A 12,808-nucleotide genomic window follows, 5' to 3' on the forward strand; every position below is an offset into this window, starting at 1 on the left:
GAACCAAACCGGTTCTGGCAAAAGCGCACCTGTCCGCGCTCGTCCCGAAGACCGCGCAGGGCGGCCGCAACCAGAACATCTGCCCGCTAAGCCCGCTAAAACCGGTATCCCAGTCCAAGAAACACGATCACCGGATCCGCCGTAATGCGCGTCTTGTTCGACAACACCGTCTGACCGTTGGCAGCCACGGCATTGACCGTAGCATTTGTCTTGAGAGACAGATAGGTCACTGACGCGGTCGCGTACCAGTTCTTGCTGATGTTGTAAGACGCACCCGCGACGAACGCAGGATTCCACGACGGACTGAGCGATGCCGTCACCTGCCCCCCCGGCCCCGCAATCTGCTGCAACGCGCCGCCGAATGTCGAGTTGAGATTGGTATGCGAGAACCAGGTGTAGTTCACGCCGACACCGACGAACGGACGCAGCTTCGCCTGCGCGTCGAAGAAGAAATACTTCAGGAACAGAATGGGCGACCACGACCGGGTGGTAGCGAGCGGCTGCAGATTCCCCAGATTGAGCTTTGGCCCGCCGGCGCCGAATGGTGCGGCGTTGCCCTGCGCAAAGAGCTGGAGCTTGGGTGGTATGCCCGCCGCCAGGTCAACGGCAATGTTGTCCGTGACGAAATACGTGTTCGAGAGCTCCAGGGTGAACGTGTTATGTATCTGACCACCCGTGCCCGTTGACGTGAAGGTGCCCAAAGCCGAACTGCTCTGCAGCGAGGTGGCGGACGACGGGGCAAAGTCGAGCCAAACGCCACCCGCGCTGGTGATGAGACTGCCGGCGCTCTGCGCCATCGCGTTGCTGGTACATATCGCGCCTGGTATTAACGCAAGGCATGCAAGTTTTTTAAACATATCCCCTCCACTTTATTTCGTATTACATATCAATAGTTTTGCATCGACACCGGCTCTCGCAGCACCTCTTGCAGCGCCGCTCAGAACTGCTCGATTGGGAGGCTCGCCCCGCCCGACGCCCCGTTGCGGATCGCTTCCAGAAGCGCATTCGCTTTGGGCAGGATCTTGTCGGCGTAGAAGCGCGCAGTGGCGAGCTTGGTGCGATGAAAGTCCGGATCCTCATTCGCAGCGCTTTTCGCTGCCGCAACGAGCGCTGCGCGCCCCATCTGCCAGCCGCCGCACACGTAGCCGGTGAGCATCAGGTAGTCGACGGAACTGGCAAGCGCGGCATCGGGCTGTGTCGCCAGGGCTTGCAGCATCCAGGCGGTGGCGTCTTCAAGCGCCTGCACACCGGCCGCGAGCGCCGTGCCCACAGAGGCCACTTCCGTATCCGTGCTGCGCGTGAGTTCCAGCGCGGCCTCACGTATCTCCGCAACAAGCTCAGCCATCCCTGCGCCCTGATCTGACGCGAGCTTGCGACCGGCAAGGTCCGCCGCCTGAATGCCTGTGGTGCCTTCATAGATCGGCGCGATCCGTGCGTCGCGCAAAAACTGGCATGCGCCCGTCTCTTCGATGTAACCCATCCCGCCGTGCACCTGCACGCCCGTCGACGCGATCTCGACGCCCAACTCCGTGCACCATGCCTTCAACACGGGAATCAGAAGATCGACACGCACCTGGCGACGTGCGCGCTCACCGGCGTCCGGGTCACGGTGCGCGCGGTCCATGTCCGCCGCCATCACGTACGCGAAGGCACGCATGGCTTCGATCTGCGACTTCATCGTCATCAACATGCGCCGCACATCCGGGTGATGAATGATGGCCACGGCGCCACCCGATTTGCTCGACGCGAGCCGGCCCTGGACGCGTTCCTTCGCGTATTCACGGGCCTGCTGATAAGCGCGTTCCGCGATCGCGAGCCCCTGGATACCCACCTTCTGGCGCGCCTCGTTCATCATCGTGAACATATGCGCGAGGCCTTTGTTCTCCTGCCCCACCAGATAGCCAATCGCCCCGCCCTGATCGCCGAAGCTCATCACACAGGTCGGACTCGCGTGAATGCCGAGTTTGTGTTCGAGAGACACGCAGTGCACGTCGTTGCGCGCACCCGGCGATCCATCGGCGTTGAGCAGGAATTTCGGCACGAGGAACAGCGAGATGCCGCGCACGCCTTCGGGCGCGTCGGGCGTGCGCGCCAGCACGAGGTGAATCACGTTATCCGTCATGTCGTGATCGCCCCACGTGATGAAAATCTTCTGGCCGGAGAGGCGATAGTGATCCCCATCAGGTACGGCCTTGGTGCGCACGGCGGCGAGGTCCGAACCGGCTTGCGGCTCGGTCAGATTCATCGTGCCGGTCCACTCGCCGCTGACCATCTTCGGCAGATAGCGTGCTTTCAACTCATCAGAACCATGTTGCCGCAACGCCTCGGTGGCGCCGGCGGTCAACAGCGGACACAGCGCGAACGCCATGTTGGAGGAGTTCCACATTTCCACGGTCGCCGCCTGCAGGAGTTCGGGCAGGCCCTGGCCACCGAACTCGGGGTCGCCGCTCAGGCCGCTCCAACCGCCGGCAACGAACTGCCCGTAGGCAGCAGAGAAACCGTCGGCGGCCACCACGCCATTAGGTGTCAGGCGCGCGCCCTGTTCGTCGCCCGGCTTGTTGAGCGGCGCAAGCACTTCCGTCGCAAGTCTTGCGGCCTCCTCGAGTACCGCCTCGGCGAGTTCCGGGGTCGCCTCCTCGTAGCCCGGCAGCGAAGACAACTCGCCGAGTTCCGCCAGTTCCGTCATCACGAAACGCATGTCGCGCAGCGGCGCAATATAAGTGCTCATCATGTGCTCCCGCATTAAGCCTGTTGTAATTTGTCCAGTTCGCGGGACAACTCCGGCAATACCTTGAAGAGGTCGCCCACGATCCAGTAATCGGCGACCTGAAAAATCGGCGCCTCCTCATCCTTATTGATCGCGACGATCACCTTCGAGTCCTTCATCCCGGCCAGATGCTGGATCGCGCCGGAGATGCCGACCGCGATATACAACTGCGGGGCGATGACCTTGCCGGTCTGACCCACCTGATAATCGTTGGGCGCGAAGCCGGCATCGACCGCGGCGCGCGATGCGCCGACCGCCGCGTTAAGCTTGTTAGCAATGTCATCGATCAGCGCGAAGTTTTCGCCGGACCCCATGCCGCGGCCGCCGGAGATCACGCGCTGCGCGGACGTCAATTCCGGGCGTTCCGAGCGGGTGAGCTGGTGGCTCACGAAGCGCGAGCCTGGCACCTCGGCAGCCGGCTCCAACGCGTCGATCGCGGCGGTACCCCCTTCGGCGGGCGCGGCCGCGAAGGCCGTTGTGCGAACGGTAATCACCTTGATCGGGTCGGCGCTTCGCACCTTTGCCAGCACGTTGCCCGCGTAGATGGGGCGTACGAACGTATCGGCGGATTCGACGGCGCTGATCTCGGAGATCTGCGCCACGTCGAGCAACGCAGCGACACGCGGCATCACGTTCTTCGCGGTCGTGGTAGCGGGTGCGATCACGTGGCTATAGTCAGCCGCGATCTTCACGACGAGCGCCGCCAGATTCTCGGCCAGCGCATGGCCGTAGTGCGCGGCGTCGGCGAAACGAACTCGCGTGACGCCGGCAATGCGGGCCGCCTGTTCGGCGACTGCCGCGCTTTGCGAGCCGGCCACGAGAACATGAATATCGTCGCCGAGTCGGGCGGCGGCGGTAACGGCGTTCAGGGTCGCTGTCTTGAGCGTCTGATTGTCGTGCTCAGCAATAACGAGTACGGGCATTTTTCTCCCCTTGTGTTAGATGACGTGGGCGACGTTGTGCAGCTTGTCGACCAGTTCGGCTGCATCGGCGACGCGAATGCCTGCCTCGCGTTTGGCGGGCTCGGCGAGCCCGAGAGTGGTGAGCCGCGGCTTGACGTCGACACCGAGCGCGTCCGGCGTCACCACATCGAGCGGTTTCTTCTTCGCCTTCATGATGTTGGGCAGCGTGGCGTAGCGCGGCGTGTTCAAGCGGAGATCGGCGGTAATGACTGCCGGCAGATCGACTTCGATCGTTTCGAGGCCGCCGTCGATCTCGCGCGTGACCGTGGCCTTGCCCGCTTCGATCGCGACCTTCGAGGCGAATGTCGCCTGCGGCCAGCCGAGCAACGCCGCGAGCATCTGGCCGACCTGGTTCGAGTCATCGTCGATCGCCTGCTTGCCGAGCAGCACCAGTTGCGGCTGCTCCTTATCCACTAGCGCCTTCAGCAGCTTCGCGACCGCAAGCGGCTGCAACTCCACGTCCGTGTCGACGAGGATGGCGCGATCGGCGCCCGTCGCCAGCGCGGTGCGCAGCGTTTCCTGGCACGCCTGCACGCCACACGAAACCGCGATCACTTCGCTCGCGACGCCGGCTTCCTTGAGGCGCACGGCCTCTTCAACACTGATTTCGTCGAAGGGGTTCATCGAGAGCTTCACGTTGGCAATGTCGACGGCGCTGCCGTCGGCCTTGACGCGGACCCTCACATTCGCGTCGACGACGCGCTTGACAGGAACAAGTACTTTCATTGCCTACTCCATTTGAAAATTGCTTAGGGTTTGTCGCGCACCGTCACACCGTCACGGCGTCTCGGCGAACACGCTGTTACGCTGGCCGTCGAACATGTCGACCAGATAGCGTTCAAGCGGTTTTTCCGACGCTGTCTTCGGGATCTCGGGCACCACCTGCAGCCAGGAGATGACCGAACTCGCTTCCAGCTTCGCGCGGCATGCGCGGAATATCTGCTGCGGGTCGAAACGGGCTGCGTCCTTGGGCACCACCGCCGCGACCACATCCTTTTCGCCGGGCGCGCCCGACGCGGCCTTCACGCCGTACACGTAGACGTCTTCGACCAGACCGGATTCGGCGATCACCTTCTCGATCGGCGCCGGATTGATGAACTCGCCGTTGTGGCGAATGCCGCCGCCTTTGCGGTATTCGAAGAAGAGCCAACCGTTCTCGTCTTCGCGTACGACGTCGCCCATGTACAGCCAGCCGTCCCTGCACTTCTTCGCCGACGCTTCCGGATTGCCGAAGTATTCGACCTTGAACGGCGAGCCATCCGCCGGACGGAACAGCAGTTCGCCGGGCACGCCGGGCGCGCAGTCGTTGCCGTCGTCGTCGACAATGCGATGCCTGAGAATCGGCGCCGGCTTGCCGATACTGCCCACCGGGCCGACGCCGAGCGGCTTGACCGTAATCCCGCCTTCAGCCGCGCCGTAGAATTCGACGATCTGGATACCGAAGCGTTTCTCGAAGTCCTTCCAGATCGCCGCCGGCATCCCCGCGGATATCACGAAGCGCACGGGGTTGTCCGCGTCATCTGGCTTGTTCGGCTCGCTATAGACCGCCGTGGTCATGCCACCGAGCAGCGTGAACGTCGTACAGCGGTACTTGCGGGTGATGTCCCACAGACGCGACTTCGTAAAGCGGCGCGACAGCACGGCGCGCATGCCGGCGGTGAGCGAAGCGCCCAGCGTCACGATCTGCGCGTTGGCGTGCGTAAGCGACAGGCCCGAATACGGCCGGTCGCCGGGCACGTAGCCAAACAGCGCCGACACTGCCGCCGAGGTGCCGCAGTAGCGACGATGCGTCATGACGATGCCCTTCGGATCGCCGGTGGTGCCGGACGTGAAAATCAACTGCATCGCGCTGTCGGGATCGCGGGCCACGATCGGCAATTCGGGCACCCGCTCCGGCAGCAACGCGTGGTACGACAACACGCCGGGGAAATCGGCGAGCGGCTTCGCGCCCTCGTCCGTTTCGAGCCCGATCACCCAGGACAGTTTGGGGAGGGAAGCGCGCACGGCAAGCAGGTTGTCGAGCGCGTAGTCAGCGGCGATAACGCCGCGGCAGCCCGGGCTGTCGAGCATGAAGGCGAGCTTCTCGCCGCGTGCGCGCGGATCGATCGGCACGAACACCGTGCCCGAAATCGAGGCCGCGACCATTGCGTCGATAAATTCCGCGTGATTGGCCATCAGCAGCGCGAAATGCTCACCGGGTTGCAGGCCCTGCTCGATCAACACCTGTGCGAGCCGCTGGCCGTTCTCCCATAGGTGCCGGTAAGTGCGCACCTCGTCGGGCCGCACGCCGGCGCCTTCGACGGTCAACACGTCGAGATCCGGCATGGTCTCGACACGGTTGGCGAGCAACGCGGCCAACGTGGTTTCGGGTGTGGTGCTCATGGCGCCCTCTCTCCTTGCAGATGCGGTTCGGTCTTGCGCGTGCGCGGAATCTGTCGCGGTTTCACAATGCGGCCTCACGATGCAGCCTCAGCGTCCGAGAATCGTGATGCTGGCAACGGCCTCTTCCACGCCGCACAGTCCGCCGCCGTTCTCCGCGATCGCGATGCGCGCGCCCTCCACCTGGCGAGCGCCCGTCTCACCGCGTAACTGGGTCACCAGTTCGTAAATCTGGCCGAGTCCTGTCGCGCCGATCGGATGCCCCTTCGATTCGAGGCCGCCCGACGGATTGATCGGAATCCGTCCGCCTATCGTCGTTTCGCCTCGTTCGGCGGCCACCCCGCCCATGCCCGGCTCGCACAATCCGAGCACTTCGGACTGGATGATTTCGCCGATCGCCGTCGCGTCGTGGACCTCGGCGACCGAGACATCCTGCGGCGCGACGCCCGCCTGCTCATACGCGCGCAATGAGCCCTGCCGGACCAGATGCCGGTCGAGCGACGTGGCCGGCCGGTCGCTGCCCGTTTGGAGCACGGTCGCCAGCACACGAATGGCGCGCGAGCGCCGCCCACCTAACAGCGCGAGGCCGGCCTCGCTGCACACGATCGCCGCGGCCGCGCCATCGCTGACGGGCGAACACATCGGCAGGGTGAGCGGATAGGTGATCGGCGGTGCGCCGAGAATCTCGTCGATCGAGTAAGCCTGCCGGTACTGCGCGAGCGGGTTGTGAACCGAATGTCCGTGGTTCTTGGCCGACACGGCGGCAAACTGCCGCTGGGTAGTGCCGTATTCGCGCATGTGCATCCGGCCCATTGACGCGTAGATATCCATGAACACGCTGTACGGTTTCGTCGAGACGCTGCCCTCTGGCGGCTCGATGCCCTCGCCCATCTCGAGCAACCGGCGCTTGCCGTTCTCCGTGTCATGCACATCCCACGCACCGTCGAAGGCGCTGAAGGTGCGCGCCTTGTCCGTGGAAAACATCTTCTCGGCGCCCACTGCGAGCACGATGTCGGCGGCACCGGCTTTCACGTAGTTGACCGCGAGGTGAAACGCGGTGCTCGCGCTCGCACAGGCGTTCTCGACGTTGATCACCGCGACCTTGTCGATGCCCATCGCCCGCAGCGCAAGCTGGCCGCGAATCATGTGCTGGCCTTCCATGTGCCCCTGCGTGGAGTTGCCGAAAAACGCGCCCTGCAACTGCGACTTGTCACAGCCTGCATCCGCGAGGGCGTCTTCCACTGCCGCGCGCGTGAGCTGCTTCACGCTGGTTTCCAGATGCTTGCCGAAGGGCGTCATGCCGACGCCCGCGATATACACTTCGTTACCCATATCGATCTCCACCGCGAGGGGGAACGCGCCGCAAGCCGCCGGCGCGAGCATTCCGATTCGTCGTCAAACGCTCTTGACCTCATAGGCGAGGTAACCTTCCTCGGCCTGCGCCGCGACCAGGTTGCGCGCGCCGAACGCCTGCGCCGGCGAAACGAAACCCACTGCGTGCAATTGCCCGCGCAGCACGCGTCGCGCTGCCTCGGCTCCGAGCACGCCGGTTTGCGCATAGGGCGAATTGCCACGCAGAATCACGCTGACGGAATTCGTATTGCCGCGCCCCTGGCACGACAACGTGCAGCGATTCACGTCCGGGTTTTCGCGCGGAGGCTCGACCTGCGTCACGGCCTTTCCCCACTCGTTGGTAACCTCTTCCTGTTTGGCGGGATCGAGGTGGCGGCACTCTTCCTCGAATTTCTTCAGCAGGCCGACCACCGCGAGAAAGCGTTCCTGATTTCTGAACGACACGAGCGTCTGGCAGTTGCGCACGCGCGGGTCATCCTGGTACCAGACCGGCTCGCCGCCACCGCTCCATGGCAACGCATTCAGCAGCATGTGTTCACCCGGCACGTGAACCTGATACGGCGTGGCCCACGGCCACTGCACCAGTTGCTTGTTGCGCAGGTAGTACTGCGGCTGCGTGCACATCCGCAGAAACGACATCGTCGAGGCGACGCTCACTTCTGAGTCGCCGAGATAGAGCACATCGAGCGTGTCGATTCCCGGAGTTTCCAGGGCGATCTCCGCCGCGAGATTGCCTTCGGCCCACATGTACGAATTGCCGGGGCACAGCGCCAGACCGCGGGCCGCGAAGGACTCGCCATACGTGCGCTTCAACAGCGACATCCAGTCGGTTTCGCCGGTGGTGTCGAAGTAGTTGCAACCGGCCGCGAGACTCGCCTCGACCACCGGGCGCCCGAGCTGCATGAACGGCCCGACGATATTGATCACCACCTTCTTGCCCTTGAAGAATTCGGTGAGCGCCCCTGTCTCGTGCTGAACCGCCACGCACTGATAGTCGTGTCCCGCGAGTTCGGGCACCTTCGCGAGTTCTTCTTCGAGCCGCTCCTTGCTGCGCCCGGCGGCAATGAACGGAATGCCGCGTTCAGCGAGCTTCCATGCCGTGAGCTTCCCGGTGTAGCCACTCGCTCCATAGAGGACCACTTCGTATGTCGTTGCCATTTCGTCGTCTCCTTCAGGTTGTCATAGGATTGCGTGGACGCGCCGTGCCGTTCAAAGCAGCTCGGGGTCGATCAGGTAGTAGCCACCCTTGATCGCCAGCACTTCGTTGCAGCCGTCTTCGATCATCGAAGCGCGTGCGTCGCGCCAGATCTTTTCGATCGGATACTCGCGGGTGAGCCCATTGCCGCAGAAGATCTGCAGCGCGTCGTTGGCCACTTCGAACGCGGTCTGGGTCGCGGTGACCTTCGCCGTCATCGCCGCGTGCAGCGAAGGCTGCGCAGCGGTGAAGTTGTAGTGCACAACACGCTGCGCGAGCGCACGGGCGGCCTCGACCTTGCGAAACATATGAAAGAGCCGCGACGCGACCGACTGATGGCGGATGATCGGCAAACCACCCTGCTTGCGTTCATGCGCGTAAGCGAGCGCAAGCTCGAACGCGGCGCGCGCGGTGCCGGCAAACACGTTGGCCATGATCGCGTTGGCGAACGTGTGGATCGCGTAGACCGCGTCGACGTACTGGTCGGGACCGGCGAGGAGATGCTTCTTCGACAACGTAACGTTCTCGAAGAAAAGTTCGCCCTGGTTGAGCGCGCGCTGGCCGATCTTGTCGAGCGGCTTGCCGCGCGAGACGCCTTTGGCGTCGAGCGGCACGATCACCACCGCGCCGCGTTTCGTGTCGGCGCCGTTGCCGCTGTCCGCCGCGCAATAGAGAATGCACACGTCGGCGGCGATACCGTTCGACACCCACGCCGACTTCTGCCCGTTGATGATCACCTCGTCGCCGCGCAGCGTCGCCACGCAGTTTGGGCGGCCGTACGAGCCCTGCGGATGAAAGATCATGCCGTTGGCGTCGAGCATGTCGGAGCCGTGATCGGGTTCCGTGATGGCCCAGCAGCCGAGCTTCTCGTCCGGTGCGAGCGCACGGCAAAACGGGTTGCCGGACACGGCGCTCATCAGTGCGGGCAGCAAGCCTGCGCCGTAGGTGATCGCGAGTCCTGAATCGCCCCAGCCGAGTTCTTCGAACAGGATGCTCATCGTCGTCGCCCGTTCGGCGGGTTCGAGCTCGAGCAGCCCATCAACCCCGAAACCGAGCCCGACGAACTTCTCGCGCGCCTCCCAATAGGGCGAGCCCTTGGCGATCACCTCCTCGGGTGTCATGCGATCGAGCTTGACGCCGATCGGACGCATGACTTCTTCTGCGTATCGATGCACGCTCTGCTGGACCATCTGGTTCATCTCGGAGAGTTCGGGCTGCGCGCCGAGCGGACCGAGTTTGTGCGCTGCAATGTGATTCGTTGCGGTTGACATGTCTCCTCCTGCGAGGTGGTTGGGCGTATGATTTCTATGGAATCCATGGTGTCCCGGCGCGACGCTATGCAACATCCCCCGTACAGGGGAACGCGATTGCATGGAGGGGGAATGGCAGCCAGGGTCAACCCGAACGCCCGGAGCAACTAATGCACGTGATAGAAGCGCCGTCCCCGATCAGGCCGCCTCTCTTTCTCGCAACCAAGGTGTTTCCGCCGCGCCTGCCCGCCGGATTGATAGATCGGCCACGCCTCGTCTCTCTTGCCGGGAAAGCGGAATACAAAAGGCTCACGGTCATCAAGGCGCCCGCCGGTTTTGGCAAGACATCGCTGGCGCTTACCTGGCTCAACGGGCTGAATGCAAGCGGCGCCTATGTCGCGTGGCTCTCGCTCGACACGGAAGACGACGAACCCGCGCGCTTCTTCCATCATCTGGCGCAGGCATTGCGCAACGCCTGCACAAGCGTCGGCGTGTCCGCGGTCAGCCTGACTACCGAGGCGTCACTCGTACCGGCGCATTCAGTGGTATCGACACTGATCAACGAACTCGTCGACGTCGACGACGAGGTCTATCTGTTCGTCGACGACTATCACCTGATCAGCCTGCCCGCCATTCACGACGCCATGTCGTACTTCATCGTGAATGCACCCTCGAACGTGCATGTCGTGGTCTGCACGCGCACCGATCCACCGCTGCCGCTCGCCAACCTGAGAGCGGGCAATGAGCTTCTGGAAATCGACGCGTCGACACTGCGTTTCAACTTCGACGAAACGCGCAGCTTTGTCGAACATGAATGCCCAGGCGAGCTGCGCGCTGCCCGCGTCAAGTCGTTGTTCGCGAGCACGGAAGGCTGGGCTGCGGCGCTGCGCATTTCGGCCTCAGTGCTATCGCGTGACGAAGGCAAACCGGATTGGGACGTGAGCGCGCCGTCCGGCGCGTCCCGGCCGTTCGCTGCGTACCTTGAAGACATGCTCAAGCGTTTGCCGGCCGAGATGGTCGAGTTCATGCAGCGCACGTCGATACTCGACCGTCTGACCGCACCGTTATGCGAAGCGGTAACCGGCATGGCGGCGGCACAAGGCATGCTCGATGCGATCTCCGCACGCCAGTTGCTGCTCGAACCGCTCGATATCGACGGATGCTGGTTCCGCTATCACCATCTCATGGGCGAGTACCTGCATCGGCGGCTCGAAACCCAGCATCCCGATCAGGTGGTAAGCCTGCATCGTCGCGCGTGCCAGTGGTACGCCAAAGAGTCGCGCTGGACAGACGCCGTCAAGCACGCGATCGCCGCGGGCGATACGGAAGACGCTGTCTCCCTGATGGCTCACTGCGCAATGGCGCTCGTCACGAAGGGCGACCTGCTCACGTTGCTCGGTTGGCAACGGCAGTTCCCGGCGCATCTGATGCGCGGGCAGGTCACGATCACGCTCGCGATTGCATGGGGGATGGCGCTGGCGATGCGTTTTGACGAAGCGCTTGCGATCCTCGATGAGATCGAGCGCGACACGGGACCGGGTTCGAGCGACACCGCCGACAACATCCGCTGGGAGTGCCAGGCGATCCGCTCGGTGGTGGCCGCGCTGCAGGACGACGCGCCGCGCGCGCTGGCGGTCGCCCAGGCGTGCCTTGAACGGTCGTCGACAGATAGTTGGACCACCAACGTCGTCTCCAACGTCGTACGCTTCGCGCACTGGAAAGCAGGCAATCTGCAAGCGCTGTACGCGACACCGTGGATCCCCTATTCGCTCGAGGAAGACCAGCGCAACGTGTTCGCCTCGGTCTACCGGCTATGCCTGCTCGGCCATGCTGAGATGCAGCAGATGCACTTCACGCTCGCCGAGCGCTATTTCACCGAGTCGATCCAGCTCGCCGAGCGCCATGCCGGTCCGAAATCCATCTCGGCCGCTTTGTGCGCGCCCATGATTGCGCAGATCTGGTACGAGCAGGGACGGCTCGATGAGGCGGAGGCGTTGCTGGTCGATCTCATGCCGGTGATCGATCTGGCGGTGCTGCTCGATAGCACCTTGATCGCTTACCGCGTGCTGGTCCGGATCGCTATCGCGCGTTCCGACGCCGAGCGAGCCTATGCGCTGCTGGATCAGGCGCAGACCCTCGGTTACGCACGCCGCTGGGACCGGCTGATTGCCGGCGTTCTCGTCGAGCGCGGACGGCTCTATCTGGCTGAAGGCAGAGTGACGGAAGCGTCGGCCTGTGTCGTGCAACTGGACCAGTTGGCAGACGCCCATTGCCCCGCTGAGCATGCCGTTTCGCCGGAGATTGAAACCTACCGCGCGATCGCGGCGGCCTGGGTGGCGATGGCCAGGAACCAGACCGAAGAAGCCCTTGAGGCGTTGACATCCGCTTTGCAGGGCGTCGAAAGCCGGCACGGCGACTATCTCGCGCTGCGTTTGCGCACCGTGATCGCGCTGATCTGGTTGCGCGCGAACAACCAGACCCGCGCCGTCGAAATCTTTCGCGAAGTCCTGAGCGCCAATAGCGGTATCTACCGCTCGATTCTCGACCAGGGGCCCGAAATCGGGCCGCTCCTACAGGCGGTTCGCGACGACACGCGCTCCACCCCGCAGACGAAAGACATCGTCGTTTACATCGATCGCCTGCTGGACGGCTGGCGAGCGCTGTACGAGCCCGTCACGCCGAGGCGCGACATGGAGCGCGAGCCGTTGAGCGCGCGGGAGCGCAGCATCGTCGAGCTGATTGCTCAAGGGCAGTCGAACAAGGAGATCGCGCGCACCTTGGGGATTGCGCCTGAGACCGTCAAGACTCATGTCAAGAACGTCTTCGTGAAACTGGATGTCGACAAGCGCGCACACGCCGTTGCCCGCGCGCAGGCGCTGGGCCTGGTAGCGACCGGCTGACG

Annotated in this window: 9 protein-coding genes; 1 reads left to right on the plus strand and 8 read right to left on the minus strand. The window is 63.7% G+C overall.

The window, feature by feature from the left end; translation table 11 throughout:
* Positions 1–95: 95 nt before the first annotated feature.
* The 8 genes from BM438_RS25850 to BM438_RS25885 form a co-directional block, all read right to left on the minus strand.
* Positions 96–857 carry an OmpW/AlkL family protein gene (locus BM438_RS25850; protein ID WP_093639839.1) on the minus strand — a complete coding sequence of 254 codons (762 nt, stop codon included), beginning with the start codon at positions 855–857 and terminating at the stop codon, positions 96–98.
* 80 nt (positions 858–937) lie between these two features.
* A complete protein-coding gene (locus BM438_RS25855; RefSeq protein ID WP_093640211.1) occupies positions 938–2,728 on the minus strand; it encodes an acyl-CoA dehydrogenase C-terminal domain-containing protein in 1,791 nt (596 codons plus the stop codon).
* Between the two features lie 14 nt (positions 2,729–2,742).
* On the minus strand, positions 2,743–3,690 hold the full coding sequence (locus BM438_RS25860) for an electron transfer flavoprotein subunit alpha/FixB family protein (RefSeq protein WP_093639841.1): 948 nt from the start codon (positions 3,688–3,690) through the stop codon (positions 2,743–2,745).
* Between the two features lie 15 nt (positions 3,691–3,705).
* On the minus strand, positions 3,706–4,455 hold the full coding sequence (locus BM438_RS25865; RefSeq protein WP_093639843.1) for an electron transfer flavoprotein subunit beta/FixA family protein: 750 nt from the start codon (positions 4,453–4,455) through the stop codon (positions 3,706–3,708).
* A gap of 51 nt (positions 4,456–4,506) precedes the next feature.
* Entirely contained in the window at positions 4,507–6,111 is a 1,605-nt protein-coding gene (locus BM438_RS25870) for an AMP-binding protein (RefSeq protein ID WP_093639845.1), read from the minus strand.
* Positions 6,112–6,198: 87 nt separating this feature from the next.
* The gene (locus tag BM438_RS25875; RefSeq protein ID WP_093640214.1) at positions 6,199–7,440 is read right to left on the minus strand and encodes a thiolase family protein; all 1,242 of its coding nucleotides are present in this window, start codon (positions 7,438–7,440) and stop codon (positions 6,199–6,201) included.
* A gap of 63 nt (positions 7,441–7,503) precedes the next feature.
* Positions 7,504–8,619 (minus strand): saccharopine dehydrogenase family protein, encoded by a 1,116-nt coding sequence (locus BM438_RS25880; protein WP_093639847.1) that lies wholly within the window; start codon positions 8,617–8,619, stop codon positions 7,504–7,506.
* A 51-nt stretch (positions 8,620–8,670) separates the two neighbouring features.
* Positions 8,671–9,927: an acyl-CoA dehydrogenase family protein gene (locus BM438_RS25885; protein ID WP_093639849.1), complete on the minus strand. Its 1,257-nt coding sequence runs from the start codon at positions 9,925–9,927 to the stop codon at positions 8,671–8,673.
* Between the two features lie 149 nt (positions 9,928–10,076).
* On the opposite strand from BM438_RS25885, the gene BM438_RS25890 reads away from it, so the two are divergent.
* On the plus strand, positions 10,077–12,806 hold the full coding sequence (locus BM438_RS25890) for a winged helix-turn-helix domain-containing protein (RefSeq protein ID WP_093639851.1): 2,730 nt from the start codon (positions 10,077–10,079) through the stop codon (positions 12,804–12,806).
* The last annotated feature ends 2 nt before the right edge of the window (positions 12,807–12,808 follow it).

It is taken from the genome of Paraburkholderia aspalathi (assembly GCF_900116445.1).
GTDB classification, from domain to species: domain Bacteria; phylum Pseudomonadota; class Gammaproteobacteria; order Burkholderiales; family Burkholderiaceae; genus Paraburkholderia; species Paraburkholderia aspalathi.

Bases quoted from the DNA above. Each gene is read 5' to 3' on its own strand.
- BM438_RS25875 (WP_093640214.1), bottom strand. From the start codon at position 7,440: ATGGGTAACGAAGTGTATATCGCGGGCGTCGGCATGACGCCCTTCGGC.
- BM438_RS25885 (WP_093639849.1), bottom strand. From the start codon at position 9,927: ATGTCAACCGCAACGAATCACATTGCAGCGCACAAACTCGGTCCGCTC.
- BM438_RS25870 (WP_093639845.1), bottom strand. From the start codon at position 6,111: ATGAGCACCACACCCGAAACCACGTTGGCCGCGTTGCTCGCCAACCGT.
- BM438_RS25860 (WP_093639841.1), bottom strand. From the start codon at position 3,690: ATGCCCGTACTCGTTATTGCTGAGCACGACAATCAGACGCTCAAGACA.
- BM438_RS25855 (WP_093640211.1), bottom strand. From the start codon at position 2,728: ATGAGCACTTATATTGCGCCGCTGCGCGACATGCGTTTCGTGATGACG.
- BM438_RS25880 (WP_093639847.1), bottom strand. From the start codon at position 8,619: ATGGCAACGACATACGAAGTGGTCCTCTATGGAGCGAGTGGCTACACC.
- BM438_RS25890 (WP_093639851.1), top strand. From the start codon at position 10,077: ATGCACGTGATAGAAGCGCCGTCCCCGATCAGGCCGCCTCTCTTTCTC.
- BM438_RS25850 (WP_093639839.1), bottom strand. From the start codon at position 857: ATGTTTAAAAAACTTGCATGCCTTGCGTTAATACCAGGCGCGATATGT.
- BM438_RS25865 (WP_093639843.1), bottom strand. From the start codon at position 4,455: ATGAAAGTACTTGTTCCTGTCAAGCGCGTCGTCGACGCGAATGTGAGG.